The organism is Ensifer sp. GW821-FHT05G01, from assembly GCF_059419585.1.
In genome coordinates, this window is record NZ_JBWKSC010000005.1 from 438,120 (window position 1) to 460,354 (window position 22,235).

Genomic DNA, 22,235 nt, shown 5'->3' on the forward strand with positions numbered 1-22,235 from the left:
CTTTCCGCTCCCGCAGCGGATCATCCCCGCCGTATCTTCCGATTCCGGACACCCATTACCCGTAAGCCGGGTTTCGCAGGTCCGCCGATGTTCTTTTTTCTGGTCTTCGGTCTCGTGGATTCAATGCCACCGGCCAAGCCAAGTGGCGGGCCGAAGCCTGCCCGCCATCGCATCGGTTCTGAATGCTCCACAAACGACGCGATGGCAAGGGCTGAGACCGCGTGTCGCCTCAGGCCATTTCCCGGAAGCGGTAGCCGACGCCATAGAGCGTCTCGATCATGTCGAAGTCGTTGTCGACCATCTTGAACTTCTTGCGCAGCCGCTTGATGTGGCTGTCGATGGTGCGGTCGTCGACATAGACCTGCTCGTCATAGGCAGCATCCATCAGGGCATCGCGGCTCTTGACCACGCCCGGTCGCTGCGCAAGCGAGTGAAGAATGAGGAACTCGGTGACCGTCAGGGTGACCGGCTCGTTCTTCCAGGTGCAGGTGTGGCGCTCCTGGTCCATGGCCAGTTGACCGCGCTCGAGCGAGCGCGTCGGCGTGTCGGAGGTCTTCGGGGCGCCAGTGGTGCCGCCGGCTGCAGCGGCTTCGCGGTTGGCGGCCCGACGCAGGATCGCCTTGACGCGCTCGACCAGCAGGCGCTGGGAGAACGGCTTGGTGATGAAATCGTCGGCGCCCATCTTGAGGCCAAAGAGCTCGTCGATTTCCTCGTCCTTCGATGTCAGGAAGATCACTGGCAAATCCGACTTCTGGCGCAGGCGCCGCAACAGCTCCATGCCGTCCATGCGCGGCATCTTGATGTCGAAGATCGCAAGCTGCGGCGGCCGGGCCAACAGGCCTTCGAGCGCGGAGGCACCGTCGGTATAGGTCTCGACCTTGTAGCCTTCAGCTTCAAGCGCGATGGATACGGACGTCAGGATATTCCGGTCATCATCGACAAGCGCGATGGTCTGCATCGTGTTCAACTCCGTCATTTGAGGCCGATCGCCGGTTTCGTCTTCGAATCCACGGCAACCGCGAGTCACGGGTGCGTTACTTGAGTATAAAGGTGGAACAAATTGTGGCGAAGCCCAAAATGCCCTCAAGCGTACACTCCGTCGCTGAGAGGCAGATATGGCGCAGGGAACTCGGATTCAACCGATTAAAAAAACGATAATTTTCTTTAAATCGATTAATATACTGAAATCATTATTCTTTTTTTGACGTCACCTTGTTTTTGAGCGAGCATGCAAGTATGTTCCGGCCAAATTCAACGCCAATGGCCAAACACGAAGGAAGCTTGACCATGGAGCAACTCGGCACTCGCAACGCAGCGAACGGCTTGGAAAAACTCGGCTTTACGGATCTCGACGTGGTCCGCTACAACCTCGAAGCCGCAGACCTTTATGAAGAAGCCCTTCGCCGCGGCGAAGCTCAGTTGACCGCACATGGCGCGATCGTTGCGCGCACCGGCCAGCACACCGGCCGCTCGCCGAAGGACAAGTTCGTCGTCCGCGACGCCTCCACCGACGATCAGATCTGGTGGGACAACAACAAGCCGCTGTCCCCGGAGCATTTCGCCGTCCTGCGGAAGGACATGCTCGACCATGCCAAGGGCATGTCGCTTTATGTCCAGGATCTCGTCGGCGGTGCCGACAAGAACCATGCGCTGCCGACGCGTGTCGTTACCGAATATGCCTGGCATTCGCTGTTCATTCGCAACCTCCTGATCCGTCCGGACCGCGCAGACCTTGCTTCCTTCCTGCCGAAGCTGACGATCATCGACCTTCCGAGCTTCAAGGCTGACCCGGAGCGCCACGGTTGCCGCACCGAAACTGTCATTGCCTGCGATCTGACCAACGGCCTCATCCTCATCGGCGGCACGTCCTATGCCGGCGAGATGAAGAAGTCGGTGTTCACGGTCCTCAACTACCTCTTGCCGAAGAAGGGCGTCATGCCGATGCACTGCTCGGCCAATGTCGGACCTGAAGGCGATACCGCCATCTTCTTCGGCCTGTCGGGCACCGGCAAGACCACGCTTTCGGCCGATCCGACCCGCACACTGATCGGCGACGACGAGCACGGCTGGAGCGACGAGGGCGTCTTCAACTTCGAGGGCGGATGCTACGCCAAGGCCATCCGTCTTTCGGAAGCCGCCGAACCGGAAATCTTCGCGACGACCCGCCGCTTCGGCACTGTCATGGAAAACGTTGTTCTCGACGAACGCCGCGTTCCCGATTTCAATGACGGCTCGCTGACGGAAAACACCCGCTGCGCCTATCCGCTGGATTTCATCCCGAACGCCAGCGAAACCGGCACCGCGCCGCAGCCGCGCACGATCATCATGCTGACGGCCGACGCCTTCGGCGTGATGCCGCCGATCGCCAAGCTGACGCCGGAACAGGCGATGTACCACTTCCTGTCCGGTTACACCGCCAAGGTTGCCGGCACCGAAAAGGGCGTTACCGAGCCGGAAGCAACCTTCTCGACCTGCTTCGGCGCACCGTTCATGCCGCGCCACCCGTCGGAATACGGCAACCTCTTGAAGGACCTGATCGCCAAGAACGGCGTTACCTGCTGGCTGGTCAGCACCGGCTGGACCGGCGGTGCCTATGGTACCGGCAGCCGCATGCCGATCAAGGTGACCCGCGCTCTGCTCGCGGCAGCCCTTGACGGTTCGCTGAACGCCGCCGAGCTGCGCACCGACGCCAACTTCGGCTTTGCCGTGCCGGTCTCGGTACCGGGCGTCGACGACGGTATTCTCGATCCGCGATCGACCTGGGCTGATGGCAACGCCTATGACGCCCAGGCCCGCCGCCTGGTCGACATGTTCATCGCCAACTTCGCCAAGTTCGAAGATCATGTCGATGGTAGCGTCCGCGATGCAGCTCCCGGCACGAAGATTGCCGCCGAGTAAACATTGCCGGCTATGATTCACGTGAAACCCGGTCTTCCATGGCCGGGTTTTTCGTTTTCATGGCGAATGTTTTCAAGAGGTTCCCGCTGTGCCATAGATCGGGGCGAGGTGAATCATGGCTAGCGACCCGCTTTACATAAACGACAATATCGTCATTGCCGGCTGGGAGCTGACGGAGCAATTCGTGCTGGCCGGCGGGCCCGGGGGGCAGAACGTCAATAAGGTCTCGACGGCCGTCCAGCTGTTCTTCAACGTCCAGGCGTCACCGGCGCTCACCGATCGCATCAAGGCCAATACCTTGAAGCTCGCCGGTCGTCGCGCCTCGAAGGATGGCGTGCTGATGATCGAGGCCAGCCGCTTCCGCAGCCAGGAGCGCAATCGCGAAGACGCGCGCGAAAGGCTGAAGGAGATGATCCTGAAGGCCGCCGAACCACCGCCGCCGCCGCGCAGGAAGACCAAACCGACCCGCGGTTCGATCGAGCGCCGGCTGAAGGAAAAAACTGGGCGCGGCGAGACCAAGAAGCTGCGTGGACGCCCGACCGGCGACTGACCTGCGGTTGCGAAATCTTTTCAACCGTCTCTTGTCTTTTGCCGCCATGCGCCCTCTCTTATCCCAAGCGACTTTTGCAGAAGGAGGGATCCATGGGCCTTTTCAGTTTTATCAAGAACGCTGGCAAGAAGTTGGGCATCGGCGGTGACGACGACGCGCCGGATACCGAAAGCGTCCAGAAGGAACTCGCTTCGCACGATCTCGGCACCAAGGACGTCCAGGTCGAAGTCGTCAATGACAAGGTGGTGCTGAAGGGTGTCGTCAAGGACCAGACGGCGTTCGAAAAGGCTGTGGTCGCCGTCGGCAACACGCTTGGCGTTTCCGCGGTCGAGGCCTCCGAGCTCAAGGTTGCCGATGCGGGTGCAGCGCCGGCACCCGCCAAGGCGCCTGTCTTCTATACCGTCAAGAAGGGCGACAACCTCTGGAAAATCGCCGAAGCGCAGTATGGCAAGGGCAAGGGCGCCAAGCACACGGTGATCTTCGAGGCCAACAAGCCGATGCTGAGCCATCCCGACAAGATCTATCCCGGCCAAGTTCTGCGCATTCCGGATCTGGACGCCGCGTGACAGCCTTGTCGACGCGATCATTTTTCTGCGTCGTTCTGACGGTGGCAAGTCTTGGGCTTGCCACGACCGGTTTCGCGCAAACGCTGCGCGAGCCGGCCAAGGGCAGTTCGGAGCGCGCAGCAATCCTCGACGCCTTGCGGCCTGCCGTCGAGGCGGAGATGCGCGGTTCGGTCGAATTCGTCGTCACCACCATGCGGGCGACGCCGAACTGGGCCTTCGTGCAGGTCGAGCCACAGCGGCCGGGAGGTGGCGCCATCGATCTCTCAAAGACCGGATTTCGTGATGATGCCGACATGATGGATGGTTCGACGGTGTTCGCGCTGGTCAGCTTCCAGGGCGGTCGATGGAATCTCGTCGATCACGTCGTCGGCCCGACGGATGTCGCCTATGCCGGCTGGTCCGAGCGCTACGGCGTCCCGGCAAGGCTGCTCGGACTGGAGTGAGGGCAACCTCATGCTGGTTCTCCCCAAGGGCATAAAACACATCCCCGGCTTTCTCGACCGGGGCCGCCAGGAAGAGATCGTCGAGGCGATCCGCGGCGTGGTCGCCGAAGCGCCGCTGTTCGTGCCGGAGATGCCAAAGACCGGCAAGCCGATGTCGGTGCGCATGACCAATTGCGGACCGCTCGGCTGGGTGACCGATCGCGAGAAAGGCTATCGCTACCAACCGCAGCACCCTGGCACCGGCAGGCCGTGGCCGCCGATGCCGGAGATTCTCCTTGATGTCTGGAACGCGGTTTCGGCGAGCGACAAGCAGCCGGAAGCCTGCCTGGTGAACTTCTATTCCGAAGAGGCCCGCATGGGCATGCATCAGGATCGCGATGAGCGCGACCTGGAGACTGCCGTCGTTTCGATTTCGCTTGGCGATAGCTGTCTGTTTCGCGTCGGCGGTAAGGAGCGCGGCGGCCAGACGGTGTCCTTCAGGCTCGAAAGCGGCGATATCGTCGTGCTCGGTGGCGAGGGGCGCCTAGCCTTCCACGGCGTTGACCGGATCTATCCTGATACGTCAACGTTGCTCAAGAACGGCGGCCGCCTCAATCTGACGCTGCGCAGGGTCAACCCCTGACAATCGACGGAAACACGCGTGCCGGATCGTGCCCGACCTGGCTGCGTTAGACTGATTGCGTGCGCCAGCTGCGGCGAACGTTCAGAGCTTGCGCAAGGCCACCGTCTCGGTGAGGTGGTCGGGGCCTTTCTGCAGGATGAGGTCGGCGCGCGGCCGCGTCGGCAGAATGTTCTGGTGCAGGTTCTTCAGGTTGATGTTGTGCCAGAGCCCTTCGGCGATCGCCCGTGCCGCATCCTCGCTGATGGTCGCATAGCGATGGAAGTAGGATTCCGGGTTCTTGAACGCCGTTTCCCTGAGACGCATGAAGCGGTTGACGTACCAGCTGTGGATCAGACTTTCCTCTGCGTCGATATAGATCGAGAAGTCGAAGAAGTCCGAGACCATCGGCACGATCTTGCCGTCGGCCGGCAGGTTGCGCGACTGCAGGACATTGATACCCTCGAAGATCAGAATATCGGGCCTGTCGATGACCGTGTACTGATCCGGCAGCACGTCATAGGTCATGTGCGAATAGCTTGGCGCCCTGACATTCGGCTGCCCGGCCTTGATCGCCGACAGGAAGCGCAGGAGCGCGCCGACGTCGTAGCTTTCAGGGAAGCCCTTGCGGTCCATCATGTTTTCGCGCTGAAGCACGGCGTTCGGATAGAGGAAGCCGTCCGTCGTCACCAGATCGACCTTCGGGCTCGAGGGCCAGCGCGACAGAAGCTGCGCGAGTATACGCGCTGTCGTCGACTTGCCGACCGCCACCGATCCGGCAATGCCGATGACGAAAGGCGTCTTCGTTTCGGACATGCTGAGGAAGCGCTTGCGCTGCTCGAACAGCATCTGCGACGATTCCACATGGGTGGAAAGCAGCCGCGACAGCGACAGATAGATTTGTCGGACCTCGCCGAGATCCACCGGGTCGTTCAACGAGCGCAGCCGCTGCACTTCGTCGGCGGTCAGCGTCATGGGCGTGTCGGCACGAAAACGCGACCATTCCTCGGCGGAGAAGAAATGATAGGGCGAATAGTCCCGTCTCTGAAGATTGTCCGGGAGATCGGCCATTTCGATATCTTGCGCAGCTAGGGTCATGGATCCCGCCGATTAGCCTTTTCCTGCAGACCGGATTGGCTTGTCCGCCGTGCAAGTTCGTCGAGCACATCCTGCAACGGAATGTCTGCAATTTTCAATACGACCATCAGATGATAGAGGAGATCGGCGCTCTCATCGACGAGATTCTGCCGGTCGTTCCCGATCGCCGCGATCACGGTTTCGACTGCTTCCTCGCCCAGTTTCTTGGCCGCCTTCTGCTGACCGTGTGCGACCAGTTTCGCCGTCCAGGATTCGTCCGGTGACGCCTTGGCGCGTTCGGCGACGATGGTCTCGAGGTCGGAAAGGGAAAAATCACTCATAACGAAACCCTGAAAACTCAATCGAGACGCATGGCGATGCCATGTTCGGCCATATAGCGCTTGGTTTCGCCAATGCTATAGGTGCCGAAGTGGAAGATCGACGCGGCCAGAACCGCCGTCGCATGGCCGTCGCGGATGCCGGCAACCATATGATCAAGCGTACCTACGCCGCCGGACGCGATAACCGGCGCGCGCACCGCATCGGCGACCGCGCGTGTCAGCGCGATGTCGTAGCCGCTCTTGGTTCCGTCGCGGTCCATCGAGGTTAGGAGAATTTCACCGGCGCCGAGATCGACGACGCGCCGGGCAAACTCGACGGCGTCGATGCCGGTCGTCTGGCGGCCGCCATGGGTGAAGATTTCCCAGCGGTTCTCTTCGCCGTCCTTCGAGACCTTCTTGGCATCGATCGCCACCACGATGCACTGGTTGCCAAACTTGTCGGCGGCTTCGGCGACGAAGTCCGGGTTTTTCACGGCGGCCGTGTTGATCGAAACCTTGTCGGCGCCTGCGAGCAGCAGCTTGCGGATATCGGCCACCTGGCGCACGCCACCGCCGACGGTGAGCGGCATGAAACATTGTTCGGCCGTGCGGGCGATGACGTCGAATATGGTTTCGCGGTTGTCCGAAGACGCGGTGATGTCGAGGAAGCAGAGTTCGTCGGCGCCTGCCGCATCATAGGCGCGAGCCGCTTCCACCGGGTCGCCGGCATCGATCAGGTCGACGAAGTTGACGCCCTTGACGACACGACCGTCCTTGACGTCGAGGCAGGGGATTACGCGGGCTTTGAGGGTCATAGGCTCATGCCTTTCTCGTGGCGCGGATCAGCGCCAGGGCTTCCTGCGGATCGATGCGGCCGTCATAGAGCGCGCGGCCGGAGATGGCACCTTCGAGCTTCTCCGCATCCGGCGCGATCATTCGCCGGATATCGTCCATCGAGGCAAGGCCGCCCGACGCGATCACCGGGATCGAAACGGCGTCGGCAAGCTCCAGGGTCGAATCCCAATTGATCCCGGTAAGAATGCCGTCGCGATCGATGTCGGTGTAGATGATCGCCGAGACGCCGGCGCCCTCGAACTTCTTCGCAAGCTCGATAACGCCGAGTTCCGACGCTTCCGCCCAGCCTTCGACCGCGACCTTGCCGCCCTTGGCGTCGATGCCGACGGCGACCTTGCCCGGAAATTTGCGGCAGGCTTCGATGACGAGCGCCGGGTCGCGCACCGCGACCGTGCCGAGGATGACGCGGGCCAGCCCGCGCGACAGCCAATTCTCGATATGCTCAAGCGTGCGTATACCGCCGCCGAGCTGCACCGGGTTGCTGGTCGACTTGAGGATGGCGTCGACGGCGTCCCCGTTGACGGTCTCGCCGGCAAAGGCACCGTTGAGGTCGACCACATGCAGCCACTCGAAGCCCTGCTCCTCGAAGGCGCGCGCTTGGGCACCGGGATCCGGGTTGTAAACGGTCGCCTGCTCCATGTCGCCGAGCTTCAGGCGCACGCATTGCCCGTCTTTCAGGTCGATAGCGGGGAAAAGGATCATGTGTCTATCCGATCAGAGGTCGCTCAAAGCCGTTACGGCTTCCAGCGCAGGAAGTTCGAGATGAGGGTAAGGCCGAGCGCCTGGCTCTTTTCCGGATGGAACTGCGAGCCGGCCTTGTTGCCATTGGCGACGAAGGCGGTGACGGTGCCGCCGTAGTCGGCTTCGGCGACGACATCGCCGGCATTTTCCGCGGCCAGATGGTAGGAATGCACGAAATAGGCGTGCAGGCCGTCGTCACCGGTGCGGATGCCGTCAAACAACGGATGCGCGCGCGCCAGTCTGAGCGTGTTCCAGCCGATCTGCGGGATTTTGAGCGACGAATCCGTCGGCTTCATTTCGACGACGTCGCCGGGGATCCAGCCGAAACCATGGGTCGTGGTCTTTTCGAGACCGCGCGACGACATCAGCTGCATGCCGACACAGATGCCGAGAAACGGCCGGCCGGCCCCTTCGACGACCTCGGTCAGTGCCTGTTCCATGCCATCGACAGCCGCAAGGCCGCGCCGGCAATCGGCATAGGCGCCGACGCCCGGCAGCACGATGCGATCGGCTGTCGCCACCCGTTCGGGTCTGTCCGTCAGGTCGATCTCGGCGTCGATGCCGGCTTCCCGCGCAGCCCGTTCAAACGCTTTCGTTGCCGAGCGCAGATTGCCCGATCCATAGTCGATAATGGCGACGCGCATCAGCGTTCTCCGTAGGATTCAAAAAGCCCAAGACCCGCACCGGCCTTTGCCGGTGCCTGCCTTGACCAGTCGATCGCCGGCTGCTCCGTCGCCCGATGGTGGGAGGAGGGCACGTTTGCGAAGTAGATTTCTTCCGCCGTTTCCAGATCGCGCGCCGGCACGATGGCGCGCAGCGTCCAGCCACAGGTAATGAGCCGGCGAACAATAAGCATGGGGCCTTCGAGCGCGACCAGCAGGGCGAGCGCCAGATGCAAAAGAAGCGCTGCCAGTAGGCCGCCGGTAATCGTCGCCAGGGAGATTAACAAGATTTGCAAAACAGCAACTGCGATTCCGAACAGCCACTGGCGCTTGGCGAAAAGCCACAGCGCAGGGAACAGAAACGCGCTCCAGGAGAAGCGGTCGACGACAAAGCGTGCCCGGTCGTCGTCGGCGCGGCCGCCCGGCGGGGTCAGGATCATGTAAGAGGCCATGGTGATCAGCCAAATATGACCGCTCAGGCAAGTGTACCCTTGGTCGAGGGCACGCGACCGGCCTGGCGCGGATCGATTTCGGTTGCCGTGCGAAGCACGCGGGCGACGGACTTGAAGCAGGTCTCGGCGATATGATGGTTGTTGGCGCCGTAGATGTTCTGGATATGCAGCGTGATGCCGGCATTCTGGGCGAGCGCCTGGAAGAATTCGCGCACCAGTTCGGTGTCGAAGGTGCCGATCTTCGGCGAGGTGAAGGCAACGTTCCAGACGAGGAACGGCCGGCCGGACACGTCGACCGCAGCGCGGGTCATCGTCTCGTCCATCGCAAGGTCGAGCGAGGCGTAGCGGGTAATGCCGCGCCGGTCACCAAGCGCCTTGGCGATCGCCTGGCCGATGGCAATGCCGGTGTCTTCGACCGTGTGGTGATCGTCGACGTGCAGGTCGCCGTCGGTCTTGATCTCCATGTCGATCAGCGAATGTCGGGAAAGTTGGTCCAGCATATGGTCGAAGAAGCCGACGCCGGTCGCAATCTTCGAGGTTCCGGTTCCATCGATATTGACGGATACGGACACGGCCGTTTCATTCGTCTTTCGCGAAACTTGGCCGGTGCGGCTGGACGTGGCTTCTGCCATCAGGCTCTCCTGTATGCGCTGGAGCCGCTCCTTATCAGGGGAGAGGGAAAATATCCAGAACCGCCGCCGAGAATAGATCGATTCGGTGGGCCTCCCGATTTACGGTCAACTCCATGGCCGACCGGCATTTGCAATCGCGAAAGAGGCACTTACATAGGCTTCAAGCAACCAGGCTCGTTCGAGCCCCCAACGCCCCTGGTTCTGGGGCCGACAGGTATCTTCAATGAGTGAACATAATCCCTACGGAACGATGCACGCGACCACCATCATCACGGTGCGCAAGGACGGCAAGGTGGTGATGGCCGGCGACGGCCAGGTCAGCCTTGGCCAGACGGTGATGAAGAGCAATGCCCGCAAGGTGAGGCGGCTCGCCAAGGGCGACGTGATCGCCGGCTTTGCCGGCGCGACCGCCGACGCCTTTACGCTGCTGGAGCGGCTCGAGGCCAAGCTCGAGCAGTATCCCGACCAGCTGATGCGGGCGGCGGTCGAACTCGCCAAGGACTGGCGCACCAACAAGTATCTGCGCAATCTCGAAGCGATGATGCTGGTCGCCGACAAGTCGATCACGCTGGCGATCACCGGCAACGGCGACGTGCTGGAACCGGAACATGGAACGATCGCCATCGGCTCGGGTGGCAACTACGCCTTTGCCGCTGCCCGCGCGCTGATGGACAGCGACAAGTCGGCCGAGGAAGTCGCCCGCCGGGCACTCGAAATCGCCGGCGACATCTGCGTCTATACCAACCACAATATCGTGGTGGAGACGCTGGATGCCCAATGACCAGGTCCATGTCAGCTTCGAAAGGGTGGCCGATGGCCACCTGCCGATGCTGCATGCCTGGTTGAGCGAGCCGCATGTGCGGCAATGGTGGGGTGATCCGGACAAGGAAGTCGCGTTGATCCGCGACGGTTGCGCCACGGGCGAGGTGGATGGCTTCATCTTCCATCTCTCCGGCGAGCCGGCGGGCTACATCCAGTCGTGGACACCATCCGAGTATGACGAGGAGCCGTGGGCGAAGGATCTGCCCGGCGATGTTCCCGGCGTCGATATCTTCATCGGCCCGCCGGAAATGACCGGCAAGGGCGTGGCGACGCTAGCGCTACGCGCCTTTGCGCACACGCTTTTTGCCGCCGGCGCGCCACGGATCGTGATCGACCCCGATGCCGGCAACAGACGGGCCGTCAGGGCCTATGCGAAAGCGGGCTTCGTGCCCTTTGGCGAATGGATAGATGCGTCCGGCCGCACGCTCCTGATGGAGCTGACGCGGACCGAGTTTGAGAGGACTACATGAGTATTTTTTCACCCAGGGAAATCGTGTCGGAACTCGACCGTTTCATCATCGGCCAAAACGACGCCAAGCGCGCGGTCGCGATCGCGCTGCGCAATCGCTGGCGCCGCCAGCAGCTCGGCGACGATCTGCGCGACGAAGTCATGCCGAAAAACATCCTGATGATCGGGCCGACCGGTGTCGGCAAGACGGAGATCTCCCGCCGCCTGGCCAAGCTCGCCGGTGCGCCGTTCGTCAAGGTCGAGGCGACCAAGTTCACCGAAGTCGGTTATGTCGGCCGCGACGTCGAACAGATCATCCGTGACCTGGTCGAGGTCGGCATCGGCCTCGTGCGTGAAAAACGCCGGGCCGAAGTCAAGGCAAAGGCGCATCAGAATGCCGAGGAGCGCGTTCTCGACGCTCTGGTCGGCGCTACCGCCTCGCCGGCCACGCGCGACAGCTTCCGCAAGAAGCTGCGCGCCAACGAGCTGGACGACAAGGAAATCGAGGTCGATATCGCCGAGACCGGCGCGCCCGGCGGCTTCGAGATCCCCGGCATGCCGGGCGCCAATATCGGCGTGCTCAACCTGTCGGAAATGTTCGGCAAGGCCATGGGCGCGCGCACCAAGAAGGTCAAGACCACGGTCAAGGCCTCCTATGAGGTGCTGGTCAACGACGAGTCCGACAAGCTGCTCGATAACGAGCAGATCCAGCGCGAGGCGGTGAGGGCGGTCGAGGACGACGGCATCGTCTTCCTCGACGAGATCGACAAGATCGCGTCGCGCGAAGGCGGCATGGGCGCCGGCGTATCGCGCGAAGGCGTGCAGCGGGACCTGTTGCCGCTGGTCGAAGGCACCACGGTTGCGACGAAGTACGGACCGGTGAAGACCGATCACATCCTCTTCATCGCCTCGGGCGCGTTCCACGTGTCGAAACCATCTGATCTGCTGCCCGAACTGCAGGGCCGCCTGCCGATCCGCGTCGAGCTGCGGGCCCTGACCAAGGAAGACTTCCGCCGCATCCTGACAGAGACCGAGGCAAGCCTCATCCGCCAGTACAAGGCGCTTCTCGAGACGGAAGAAGTGAAGCTCGACTTCACCGACGATGCCATCGACGCGCTTGCCGATGTAGCTGTGCAGCTCAATTCGAGCGTGGAGAACATCGGCGCCCGGCGGCTGCAGACGGTGATGGAGCGCGTGCTGGACGAAATCTCGTTCAATGCTCCCGACAGTGCCGGTCAGGCGGTCACCATCGATGCCGAATATGTCCGCAAGCATGTCGGCGATCTCGCTGCCAATACGGATCTGTCGCGCTATATTCTGTAGCACCAGGCATGGCGGCAAATGTTCGCCGTCAAGCAACGCTGAAGAAGAAAGGCGCCTGTCCCTCGACAGGCGCCTTCATTTTTTCTAACACGGTCGGGCAAGCGATTATGGCCGGAGGCATCATTCCGACATGATCTTGTCGTAGGAGCCGCGCCGCCGGATAGGCGTCTCCACCGTTGATAGGAAGAAGAGATCGTGCGTTTTACCGCCTGCATGCTCGCTATCGCCACGTTTTGCCTGACTGCAGGCCAGACGATGGCGGCCAACGTTGTTCCGCCGGGCAACCGGAATGTCGAACAACCCGGCATCCCGGGCGCATCCGTTCGCCGCACCAAGGCGGGCCGCACCTCGTTCGACGCCAAATTCGAGAAGGTGCGGGATCTGCTTGCCAACGACAAGCAGCTCATGGCCAAGATCAAGTCGACGTCGCGCGCCTATGGCATCGCACCGATCCACATGATCGGTGCCATCGTCGGCGAGCACACCTACAATGTCGATGCCTACGACCGGCTGCAGTCCTATTACGTCAAGGCCGCCGCCTATGCAGGCAACAGCTTCCAGTTCGGCTATGATGGCGAGACGGTGGCCGAGTTCGTCGCCCGTCCGCAGTTTGCCGATTGCACGGGAAAGAAGAGCTCCTATTCGCTGTGGAGCTGCCGCGAGCGGGTCTGGGACGCCGAGTTCCGCGGCAAGTCCGTCGGCGGCAAGTCCTTCCCGAACAACCGCTTCAGCGCGGTCTTCTTCCAGCCTTTCTTTGCCGGCCAGACCTTCGGCCTCGGCCAGATCAACCCGCTGACGGCGCTGATGCTGACGGATCTCGTCGCCAAGACGTCGGGTTACGAGCGTCTAGACGAGACCAATGCCGCCGGCGTCTATGAGGCGATCATGGATCCGGATGTGTCGCTTGCCTATATGGCCGCCTCGATCCGCCACTCGATCGACGTCTACAAGTCGATCGCCGGCGTCGATATCTCCGGCAATCCCGGCATCACTGCCACCCTCTACAATATCGGCAATCCCGATAGCCGCGCGGCAGCCCTTGCCGCCAGGAACCAGGGCGGCGAAACCCAGTGGCCGGAGGAAAACTATTATGGCTGGCTGGTCAACGACAAGCTGGCGGAGCTCGAAAGCCTGTTGTGATTCACGTGAAGCACTTTCCTTGATTGCGCCGTAAAAACCTGAAATCCTGGCACAATCGAGAAAGGCAATCACCATGGACATGCGTCCGGAGCCGTTCGAACCACCGGCGCCCACTCCTCGGGTCGGCGTGCCGTCCTACCTGAAGATCATCAAGACCGTTCTGCGCAATCCGCTCGAACTCTGGGGCGAGCCGTCCTACACGCTGCCGTGGATCGAGACGAAATTCATCACCCAGCGCACCCTGATCGTCAACGATCCCGGCCTCATCCGCTATATCCTCGTCGAAAACGTCGGCAATTATGAAATGTCGAAGGTCAGGCGGCTGATCCTGCGCCCGATCCTGCGCGACGGTCTTTTGACCGCCGAAGGCGAGATCTGGAAGCGATCGCGCAAGGCCATCGCCCCGGTGTTCACGCCCCGCCACGCCAAGGGTTTTGCCGGTCAGATGCTGCGCCGGTCGGAGGAGTTCGTCGAGCGTTATGCGCACGCCAAGGTGCAGCCGTTCACCACCAATGTCGCCAGCGACATGACCGAACTGACCTTCGATATCCTGGCGGAAACGCTGTTCTCCGGCGAGGTCGCGGTTGAAAGGGAGGGCTTCGTCCAGAGTGTCGAAGAGCTTCTTCACCGCATGGGCCGCGTCGACCCCATGGATATTTTGTTGGCGCCGGAATGGCTGCCGCGGCTGACCCGTATCGGCGGCAAGAAGGTGATGAACCGCTTCCGCACGATCGTGTCGGAAACGATGGCGCTCCGGCGACAGCGCATGGCGACGGATCCCGCCGGCACGCCCAATGATTTCCTCACGCTCCTACTCCAGACTGAGGGCGCAAACGGTCTTTCGACTGAGGAGATCGAGGACAATATCCTCACTTTCATCGGTGCCGGGCATGAAACCACAGCCCGGGCACTCGCCTGGACTCTCTATTGCGTCGCCAACACGCCGGCTTTCCGTGAGGCTATGGAGTCGGAGATTGACGGCGTCGTGGAGAGCGGTGCCGAGCCGGTCGAATGGCTGACGCTGATGCCGCACGTGCTGGCGGCCTTCGAGGAGGCGATGCGGCTTTATCCGCCGGCGCCGTCGATCAATCGCGCCGCCATCGAGGAGGACGAGTGGACGTCCCCGACCGGCGAGCGCGTGAGGATACCCAAGGGTATCGCCGTTCTGGTGATGCCGTGGACACTGCATCGCCACGTGCTCTATTGGGATAAGCCGCGCGCCTTCATGCCCGAGCGCTTCCTGCCGGAAAACCGCGAGAAGCTGCATCGCTTCCAGTATTTGCCGTTCGGTGCCGGTCCGCGCATCTGCATCGGTGCGACCTTCGCGCTACAGGAGGCCGTCATTGCGCTCGCCGTGCTGATGCACCGGTTCCGCTTCGACGTCACCGACGAGACGAAACCCTGGCCGGTGCAGCGGCTGACTACTCAACCGCGGGGCGGCTTGCCGATGCGGGTTTCGGCTCGCTGAATGTCTTGCCGGGGATGGGCGTTTGCACGCCGCGCACCGGCGAATCGGCCGGCATAGGCTGCGGCAACAGTTTCGACGGTTTCTTGATCGTCTTGATCGCGGCACAGGTCGCATCGCCGACATTGTCGCACGGCTTGTAAACGACGATCTCGCTGCCGGCACCATCGTCCCAAACCGCTTGGATTGTCAGCGTCTTCGCTTCGTTGGCGGCAAGGGAGATGTAGACATAGTCTGCGGTTTCGTCGGCGGGCAGGTTGAACGGGATCTGCGGATTGCATTTGGCAAGCGGAAAGCGCTTGTCGAGCGCGTCTGAATTGATCGAGTAGCGGATTTCCGATAGCCGGCAATGCATCGTCTGCAATGCGGTAAAATAGATCAGTTGCCGGTCATCGTAATTGCGAAACTGGATCCATCCCGTCTGCTTGTTGGCATCGAGCATCGCCTTGTAAATGGCGACATCGGGCAGTTGCGCCTTGTACTCTTCGTCCTCGGCGTCCTGCGCGCTGGCCACCTGAACAAAGAGCAATGCTGCAGCAAGACTGCCGGCGACGGCCAAACCTCTGGAAAATCTCATGCCGCTCTCCCGTTTACATCGTGTCGCAGTGTTGACGGCGAATGTCCTCGACGCGATGGCCTTCTCGTCCAATATGTCATATCACCGGATCGATCCCCAATGAACCCGGGGCTACCCCGGCCGAAACACTGGACTGGCTCGAATTGACGTCCCATTTTCTTCTCGGCATCGATACCGGCGGAACCTACACCGACGCGGTCCTCTTCAGCGAAACGGCGGGTGTGGTCGCCAAGGCAAAAGCGCTGACCACGCGTCACGATCTGGCTGTCGGCATTTCCAGTGCCGTTGAACAGGTACTGCAGCGGGCCGATGTTCCTGCATCCGCCATCAGCCTGGTATCCCTATCGACCACGCTTGCGACCAACGCGCTGGTCGAGGGCCAGGGCGGTCGTGCCGGCTTGGTCATGATCGGCTTCGGCCCCGAAGATTTGAAGCGCGACGGGCTGCAGGATGCGCTCGGCTCCGATCCGGTGATCTTCCTGCCCGGCGGGCATAACGTTCACGGCGGCGAGACGCCGCTCGACATGAGCGCGCTTGACGAGGCTCTGCCGACCCTGGCCGAACAGGTGTCCTCCTTTGCGATCGCCGGTTATTTCGCCGTGCGCAATCCCGCCCATGAACAGCGCGTGCGCGACCGCATCCGCGAAGTCTCGCATCTGCCGGTAACCTGCAGCCACGAGCTTTCGTCCAAGCTCGGCGGCCCGCGCCGGGCGCTGACGACGCTTCTGAACGCCCGTCTCGTCTCGATGATCGATCGGCTGATCGGCTCCTGCGAGGGCTTTTTGAAGTCCCGCGGCATCGATGTGCCCATGATGGTGGTGCGCGGCGATGGCGCCCTGATTTCCGCCGAAGAGGCAAGGCTCCGGCCGATAGAGACGATCCTTTCCGGACCCGCGGCCAGCCTCGTCGGCGCGCGGCACCTGACCGGCCTCGACAATGCTGTCGTGTCTGATATCGGCGGCACCACGACGGATGTCGCTGTGCTCGATCGCGGTCGCCCGCGGCTCGACGCCGAAGGCGCCGTCGTCGGCGGTTTCCGCACCATGGTCGAAGCGGTGGCGATGCGCACCTATGGCCTTGGCGGCGATTCGGAGGTTCGCATCAACGATCGCGGGCTGAAGGCGAAGATCGAACTCGGGCCCCGGCGGCTGATGCCGCTCAGCCTTGCCGCCGCGCTCCATGGCGATGCGGTGCTTTCGGTGCTCGAAAAGCAGTTACGGGCCCAGCATGCCGGCCGCAACAACGGCCGTCTGGCCGTCCGCACCGGCCTGCCCGATCATTTGGCAAGTGGCCTGCAGCCGCAGGAGCAGGCGCTCTACGAGCGCATCGGCGCTTCGCCGATCTCGCTTGAGAACCTTTTGACGTCGACGCCGCAGCGCGCCACCCTGGACCGACTGGTGGCGCGCGGCCTGGTGCATATCTGCGGGTTGACGCCATCAGATGCCATGCATGTGCTCGGCCGCCAGTCGCAGTGGAGCGCCGAAGCTGCGCGTCTCGGCATCGAACTGGCGGCGCGTACCCGCGATGGCTCCGGCCAGCCGATCGCTACGTCTGCCGAGGCGATGGCCGAGATGATCGTCGATCGCGTCACGCGGCAGTCTTCCGAAGTCATCCTGCAGGCCTGTCTTGGCGAGGATGGGGCAGGGGCCATCGATCCGGCGGTCTCGCAGGCCGTCGACCGTGCGCTCACGCGCGCGCCGGGCATCGTGCGGTTTTCGCTTGGCCTCGATCGACCGCTCGTCGGCCTGGGCGCTTCGGCGCCGGTCTATTATCCCGCCATTGCCGATATGCTCGGCACGGACGCCGCGATCCCCAATGAAGCCGACGTCGCCAATGCCGTCGGTGCCGTCGTCGGCCAGGTCAGGGCATCGGTTACGGTGTTCGTCACCGCGCCGGAAGAGGGCATCTTCATCGTCAACGGGGCAGGGGTGAGCGAACGTTTCCTCGATCAGGACCGGGCCTTTTCAGCCGCCCGCCGTCGCGCCGAGACGATGGCGCTGGAGGCAGCCCGCACCAACGGTGCCGACGAGCCGGTCTCGATGCTGCGCGAGGAAATCGATGCCCCCGAAGTCGAAGGAAGCCGCAAGCTGATCGAGGCCCGCTTCATCGCCCAGGCGAGTGGGCGGCCACGCATCGCCCATGGGTGATCTTTTCCATTTTGGAAACAATTCTTCGCATCCTTGCTGAATTGACAGGGAATGAATTGATGAGAAACTGCCGGCCTTTCACGCGCGCGAGTGGCCTGTTTCAAGGAGTAAGATAATGGACCGCATTGAGAAGTTTGGTTTGAAGATCGATGCAGGTCTGCATGACTTTCTGGTGAAAGAGGCGATGCCCGGAACCGGCGTCGATGCCGAGCGGTTCTTTGCCGAATTGTCTAAGATCGTCCACGACCTCGCGCCGAAAAACCGCGCCTTGCTTGCCAAGCGCGACGACCTGCAGGCGAAGATCGACGCCTGGTATCGCGACAATGGCGCTCCGAACGATCTCGAGGCCTACCAGGGCTTTCTGAAGGACATCGGCTACCTGCTGCCGGAAGGACCCGAGTTTGCCGTTTCGACCGACAATGTCGATCCGGAGATCGCGACGATCGCCGGCCCGCAGCTGGTCGTCCCCGTCATGAACGCCCGCTACGCGCTCAACGCTGCCAATGCGCGCTGGGGCTCGCTCTATGACGCGCTCTACGGCACCGACGCCATTTCCGACGAGGACGGTGCGGAAAAGGGACGCGGCTACAATCCCAAGCGCGGCGCCAAGGTTATCGCCTGGGCGCGCGACTTCCTCGACGCGAGCGCGCCGCTGGATAGCGGCAGCTGGAAGGATGTTTCATCCCTGACGGTCGCTTCGGGCAGCCTCTCGGTCATGCTTGCGGGCGGTGCCAAGACCGCACTTCGCAATTCCACGCAGTTTGCCGGCTATGACGGTTCGGCTGACGCACCGTCGCAGATCGTTCTCCGGCACAACAATCTGCATGCCGTCGTCGCTCTCGATGCGACGACGCCGATTGGCAAGGACGATCCGGCGCATATTTCCGACGTCATTCTCGAATCGGCGATCACCACCATCATGGACTGCGAAGATTCGGTCGCCGCCGTCGATGCCGAAGACAAGGTCGTCGTCTATCGCAACTGGCTCGGCCTGATGAAGGGCGATCTGGAGGAAGAGGTCGTCAAGGGCGGCCGCAGCTTCACGCGCCGCCTCAATGCCGACCGCACCTACACGGCGCCCGCAGGCGGCACGCTGTCGCTTCCGGGCCGCTCGCTGATGCTGGTTCGCAATGTCGGTCACCTGATGACGAATCCGGCTATCCTTGATCGCGACGGCAACGAGGTGCCGGAAGGCATCATGGATGCGATGGCAACCGCGCTGATCGCTCTGCACGATATCGGCGAGCGTGGCCGCCGCATGAACTCGCGCGAAGGTTCGATGTATGTCGTCAAGCCGAAGATGCACGGGCCTGAGGAAGTCGCCTTTGCCTGCGAGATCTTTTCTCGTGTCGAGACGGCGCTCGGCATGCCGGCCAACACCATGAAGATGGGCATCATGGACGAGGAGCGCCGCACGACGGTCAATCTCAAGGAATGCATTCGTGCGGCCCGCGAACGCGTGGTCTTCATCAACACCGGCTTCCTCGACCGCACCGGCGACGAGATCCATACCTCGATGGAAGCAGGCCCGATGATCCGCAAGGGCGACATGAAGCAGGCTGCATGGATCGCGGCCTACGAAAACTGGAACGTCGACATTGGCCTCGAATGCGGCCTTTCCGGTCACGCGCAGATCGGCAAGGGCATGTGGGCCATGCCCGATCTGATGGCGGCGATGCTGGAGCAGAAGATCGCTCACCCGAAGGCTGGCGCCAACACCGCCTGGGTTCCGTCGCCGACGGCTGCCACCCTGCATGCGACCCACTACCACCGGGTCAATGTTGCCGACGTTCAGGCTGGCCTGAAGAGCCGGGCACGCGCCAAGCTCAGCGATATCCTGTCGGTGCCGGTCGCAACCCGTCCGAACTGGACGCCGGAGGAAATCCAGCGCGAACTCGACAACAATGCGCAGGGTATTCTCGGTTACGTCGTTCGCTGGGTCGATCAGGGCGTCGGCTGCTCCAAGGTGCCCGATATCAACAATATCGGCCTGATGGAGGATCGCGCCACGCTGCGCATTTCCGCCCAGCACATGGCCAACTGGCTGCATCATGGCGTCGTCACGCAAGACCAGGTGGTTGAGACGATGAAGCGCATGGCCGCTGTCGTCGATGGCCAGAACGCCGATGATCCGCAGTATGTCGCCATGGCCGGCAATTTTGACGGTTCGATCGCCTTCCAGGCGGCACTTGAGCTTGTCCTCAAGGGCCGCGAGCAGCCGAACGGTTACACCGAACCGGTCCTGCACCGCCGTCGCCGCGAGCTGAAAGCCAAACTGGCGGCCTGATCGGGCCGCCAGCTGAACTCATCGAGGCTGGGTCAGAACTCGGCCCAGCCTTCGGTGGCCAACGCCGTGTTTCCTTGCACCAGTGGCACAGCAGCTCGTCTTACGACCGGGCGGGCATTGCTGTCAGCGTATTGATGGGCGCTAACGGTGCGCGGCGCGGCTCTGCGCGCTCCCGATTGGGGCGAGGTGCTGGTTTCGCCGGACAGTTGGAACCTGTCGATCAGGGCTCGAAGATTGCTGCCCTCCTGGGCAAGCGTCGCCGAAGCGGCATTTGCCTCCTCGACCATGGCGGCGTTGCGCTGCGTCACCTGGTCCATCTGGTTGACGGCCGTGTTGACCTCGGCCAACCCGACGGATTGTTCCCGCGCCGATGTGGCGATGGCCGCCATATGCTCGTTGATGGTGATGACGTGCGCCTCGATGGTCTTCAGGGCCTGGCCGGTATCGCGCACCAGCCGCACGCCGCTTTCCACCTCCGAGCTGGAGCTGCGAATCAGTTCCTTGATTTCCTTGGCGGCTTTTGCCGAGCGCTGCGCCAGCTCGCGCACTTCCTGCGCCACGACCGCAAAGCCCTTGCCGGCTTCACCCGCCCGTGCTGCCTCGACCCCGGCATTCAGCGCCAGCAGGTTGGTCTGGAAGGCGATTTCGTCGATTACACCGATGATGCTGGAAATCTGGCTGGATGATTCTTCGATCCGCCGCATCGCCTCGACGGCATTTGCAACGACGACGGCAGACTGCGTCGCGCTGGTCTTTGCTTCGCCGGCGACATCACGGGCTTCCTCCGTCCGCCGCGAAGAATTGCTGACATTGGCGGTGATCTGGTCGAGTGCCGCGGCCGTTTCCTCCAGGGATGCTGCCTGCTGCTCCGTGCGCTTCGACAGGTCATCGGCGCTCTGGCTGATTTCGCGGGTTCCCAGGCCGATGTTGCCGGCGCTGTCGGCGACTGCAAGCATGGCATCGTTGAGCTGCCCGGCAGCCTTGTTGAGGTCGTGACGCAATTGCTCGAATTCGGCGGAGAACGGCTCGTCCAACCGGACGGCAAGATCGCCGTCGGCCAGCCGTTGCAAGCCTGTCGCAAGACCTGATGTCGCCTGGACCAGCCTCTGCTGCGCGGCCCGTTCGGCCTCCGCCTGCATTCTCGTGCGTTCGGCTTCGCCGTTGCGGCGGCTCTCTTCGGCTTCCGCCTGCAGGCGAAGGTTGGATCGGGCGGCTTCCCGGAACGACTGGATGGCGCGGGCCATCTCGGCGATCTCGTCCTTGCCGGTCACCGCAGTGCCGTCATCGTCGAGATGGCCGTCGATGAGTTTGCGCATCGCGCCGATCTGTCGGCCGAGTGGGCCGATCACACCACGTGAAACAACAAGATACGTTCCGGCGGCCAGTACGAGGACGAGAAGGATGATGCCGATGCTGAGCACCCGCACCGTCTCAAACTCACGGTGCTGTGCCTGAAAGACCTCATCCGACAAGTGAACTTGCAGGTCGGAAATCTCCGAAATGGTCTCGGTCAACGGATCGATGGTTTCGTAGAGCGTCGTCCGAACGAAGCCGTCGAGCGCAGCCGAATCACCCTCCGTCAGGATCCGGGTCAGCGTCGCGATCGAATCCATCGCGATCACCATCTGCTGCTTGGCGTTTGCGACAAGCTTTTGTTCCTCCGGGGTCATCGAGGTCGCGACATAGGCGTCCCAATTGGCCGTTATCACCTGACGCGCGTTATTGACCGATGCGAGGCCGGTCTCCATCGTCTCGTTGCCGTTGCGCACCTTGTGCGCCGCATCGACGATGGACACGGCAAAAGCGTCCGATGTCGCCTTCAGATTCTTTAGCGGCACGATGCGGTCGGCATAGACCGCATCCATCGTTTCGCTGTTTTCGGCGAGCGCATGCTGGCTGTAGACGGCAATGCCGATCGCGATGAGTGACAACAGTGCGATCGCACTGAGGAGCTTGGTCTTGATCAGCATGTCCGGTCCTTTTGGTTAGGCATCTATCGGCCACACTTTTTATTTAATTAGATAATCCTTGCTTAATAACGTGCTGAAATTCCGGCCTTATTGCGCGTTTTTTGAACAAATCGTCGAGCCCGATTCAGATGGCGGCCACCCTGATTTGAAGTGCCTGAAGCAGAGCAACTCTGCGTATCAGGGCCGACGGAATATCGTCGGGACGTGCGGCCAACAAAAAAAGCCGCCAGGGATCCCGGCGGCTCTGATCACAGGATTTCGG

Annotated in this window: 22 protein-coding genes; 12 read left to right on the forward strand and 10 right to left on the reverse strand. The window is 62.1% G+C overall.

What is annotated here, in order from left to right; translation table 11 throughout:
• Window positions 1-229 precede the first annotated feature (229 nt).
• Window positions 230-958: a two-component system response regulator ChvI gene (gene chvI, locus AC07UR_RS15660; protein WP_115421109.1), complete on the reverse strand. Its 729-nt coding sequence runs from the start codon at window positions 956-958 to the stop codon at window positions 230-232.
• 329 nt (window positions 959-1,287) lie between these two features.
• On the opposite strand from chvI, the gene AC07UR_RS15665 reads away from it, so the two are divergent.
• The 5 genes from AC07UR_RS15665 (at window position 1,288) to AC07UR_RS15685 (ending at window position 5,079) form a co-directional block, all read left to right on the forward strand.
• A complete protein-coding gene (locus AC07UR_RS15665) occupies window positions 1,288-2,898 on the forward strand; it encodes a phosphoenolpyruvate carboxykinase (RefSeq protein WP_173418498.1) in 1,611 nt (536 codons plus the stop codon).
• Between the two features lie 115 nt (window positions 2,899-3,013).
• Window positions 3,014-3,448 (forward strand): alternative ribosome rescue aminoacyl-tRNA hydrolase ArfB, encoded by a 435-nt coding sequence (gene arfB, locus AC07UR_RS15670; protein ID WP_173418499.1) that lies wholly within the window; start codon window positions 3,014-3,016, stop codon window positions 3,446-3,448.
• Between the two features lie 92 nt (window positions 3,449-3,540).
• The gene (gene lysM / locus AC07UR_RS15675; protein WP_209790317.1) at window positions 3,541-4,014 is read left to right on the forward strand and encodes a peptidoglycan-binding protein LysM; all 474 of its coding nucleotides are present in this window, start codon (window positions 3,541-3,543) and stop codon (window positions 4,012-4,014) included.
• Window positions 4,011-4,457, forward strand: coding sequence for a hypothetical protein (locus AC07UR_RS15680; RefSeq protein ID WP_327795847.1), 447 nt, complete (start codon window positions 4,011-4,013; stop codon window positions 4,455-4,457). Before lysM ends, AC07UR_RS15680 begins: the two co-directional genes overlap by 4 nt.
• Before the next feature lie 10 nt (window positions 4,458-4,467).
• Window positions 4,468-5,079: an alpha-ketoglutarate-dependent dioxygenase AlkB gene (locus AC07UR_RS15685; protein WP_209790316.1), complete on the forward strand. Its 612-nt coding sequence runs from the start codon at window positions 4,468-4,470 to the stop codon at window positions 5,077-5,079.
• An 81-nt stretch (window positions 5,080-5,160) separates the two neighbouring features.
• Here AC07UR_RS15685 and coaA read toward each other — a convergent pair whose 3' ends face one another.
• Genes coaA through hisB form a run of 7 tightly spaced genes read right to left on the reverse strand, consistent with a single transcriptional unit; the run spans window position 5,161 to window position 9,794 of the window.
• Entirely contained in the window at window positions 5,161-6,153 is a 993-nt protein-coding gene (coaA, locus tag AC07UR_RS15690) for a type I pantothenate kinase (RefSeq protein ID WP_173418501.1), read from the reverse strand.
• Window positions 6,150-6,473, reverse strand: a complete 324-nt coding sequence (locus AC07UR_RS15695; protein ID WP_173418502.1) for a phosphoribosyl-ATP diphosphatase — start codon at window positions 6,471-6,473, stop codon at window positions 6,150-6,152. The genes coaA and AC07UR_RS15695 overlap by 4 nt, the downstream gene beginning before the upstream one ends.
• A gap of 17 nt (window positions 6,474-6,490) precedes the next feature.
• Entirely contained in the window at window positions 6,491-7,267 is a 777-nt protein-coding gene (hisF, locus tag AC07UR_RS15700) for an imidazole glycerol phosphate synthase subunit HisF (protein WP_173418503.1), read from the reverse strand.
• Between the two features lie 4 nt (window positions 7,268-7,271).
• Window positions 7,272-8,009, reverse strand: coding sequence for a 1-(5-phosphoribosyl)-5-[(5-phosphoribosylamino)methylideneamino]imidazole-4-carboxamide isomerase (gene hisA, locus AC07UR_RS15705; protein WP_209790315.1), 738 nt, complete (start codon window positions 8,007-8,009; stop codon window positions 7,272-7,274).
• 32 nt (window positions 8,010-8,041) lie between these two features.
• The gene (gene hisH, locus AC07UR_RS15710) at window positions 8,042-8,692 is read right to left on the reverse strand and encodes an imidazole glycerol phosphate synthase subunit HisH (RefSeq protein WP_209790314.1); all 651 of its coding nucleotides are present in this window, start codon (window positions 8,690-8,692) and stop codon (window positions 8,042-8,044) included.
• Window positions 8,692-9,162: a DUF2628 domain-containing protein gene (locus tag AC07UR_RS15715; RefSeq protein WP_209790313.1), complete on the reverse strand. Its 471-nt coding sequence runs from the start codon at window positions 9,160-9,162 to the stop codon at window positions 8,692-8,694. The genes hisH and AC07UR_RS15715 overlap by 1 nt, the downstream gene beginning before the upstream one ends.
• Before the next feature lie 23 nt (window positions 9,163-9,185).
• Window positions 9,186-9,794, reverse strand: coding sequence for an imidazoleglycerol-phosphate dehydratase HisB (hisB, locus tag AC07UR_RS15720; RefSeq protein ID WP_077505443.1), 609 nt, complete (start codon window positions 9,792-9,794; stop codon window positions 9,186-9,188).
• A 223-nt stretch (window positions 9,795-10,017) separates the two neighbouring features.
• Here hisB and hslV point away from each other — a divergent pair, with 223 nt between their 5' ends.
• The 5 genes from hslV to AC07UR_RS15745 all read left to right on the forward strand — a co-directional run bounded on the left by hslV (window position 10,018) and on the right by AC07UR_RS15745 (window position 14,995).
• Entirely contained in the window at window positions 10,018-10,575 is a 558-nt protein-coding gene (gene hslV, locus AC07UR_RS15725) for an ATP-dependent protease subunit HslV (protein ID WP_077505445.1), read from the forward strand.
• Window positions 10,565-11,086: a GNAT family N-acetyltransferase gene (locus AC07UR_RS15730; RefSeq protein WP_209790312.1), complete on the forward strand. Its 522-nt coding sequence runs from the start codon at window positions 10,565-10,567 to the stop codon at window positions 11,084-11,086. The genes hslV and AC07UR_RS15730 overlap by 11 nt, the downstream gene beginning before the upstream one ends.
• Window positions 11,083-12,387 (forward strand): ATP-dependent protease ATPase subunit HslU, encoded by a 1,305-nt coding sequence (gene hslU / locus AC07UR_RS15735; RefSeq protein ID WP_173418509.1) that lies wholly within the window; start codon window positions 11,083-11,085, stop codon window positions 12,385-12,387. Before AC07UR_RS15730 ends, hslU begins: the two co-directional genes overlap by 4 nt.
• Window positions 12,388-12,582: 195 nt before the next feature.
• Complete coding sequence (locus AC07UR_RS15740; RefSeq protein WP_327795846.1) at window positions 12,583-13,527, forward strand: DUF1402 family protein; 945 nt, start codon at window positions 12,583-12,585, stop codon at window positions 13,525-13,527.
• Between the two features lie 73 nt (window positions 13,528-13,600).
• Window positions 13,601-14,995: a cytochrome P450 gene (locus tag AC07UR_RS15745; protein ID WP_209790311.1), complete on the forward strand. Its 1,395-nt coding sequence runs from the start codon at window positions 13,601-13,603 to the stop codon at window positions 14,993-14,995.
• On the opposite strand, the gene AC07UR_RS15750 is transcribed toward AC07UR_RS15745, so the two are convergent.
• Window positions 14,949-15,569: a hypothetical protein gene (locus AC07UR_RS15750; RefSeq protein WP_209790310.1), complete on the reverse strand. Its 621-nt coding sequence runs from the start codon at window positions 15,567-15,569 to the stop codon at window positions 14,949-14,951. The genes AC07UR_RS15745 and AC07UR_RS15750 overlap by 47 nt on opposite strands.
• 143 nt (window positions 15,570-15,712) lie before the next feature.
• Between AC07UR_RS15750 and AC07UR_RS15755 the strand changes: the two genes are divergently transcribed.
• Window positions 15,713-17,716 carry a hydantoinase/oxoprolinase N-terminal domain-containing protein gene (locus AC07UR_RS15755; protein ID WP_209790309.1) on the forward strand — a complete coding sequence of 668 codons (2,004 nt, stop codon included), beginning with the start codon at window positions 15,713-15,715 and terminating at the stop codon, window positions 17,714-17,716.
• Window positions 17,717-17,831: 115 nt separating this feature from the next.
• Complete coding sequence (locus tag AC07UR_RS15760) at window positions 17,832-20,003, forward strand: malate synthase G (protein ID WP_209790308.1); 2,172 nt, start codon at window positions 17,832-17,834, stop codon at window positions 20,001-20,003.
• Between the two features lie 32 nt (window positions 20,004-20,035).
• Here the strand turns inward: AC07UR_RS15760 and AC07UR_RS15765 are convergent, their stop codons facing one another.
• Window positions 20,036-21,973, reverse strand: a complete 1,938-nt coding sequence (locus AC07UR_RS15765; RefSeq protein ID WP_209790307.1) for a methyl-accepting chemotaxis protein — start codon at window positions 21,971-21,973, stop codon at window positions 20,036-20,038.
• Window positions 21,974-22,235: the final 262 nt, after the last annotated feature.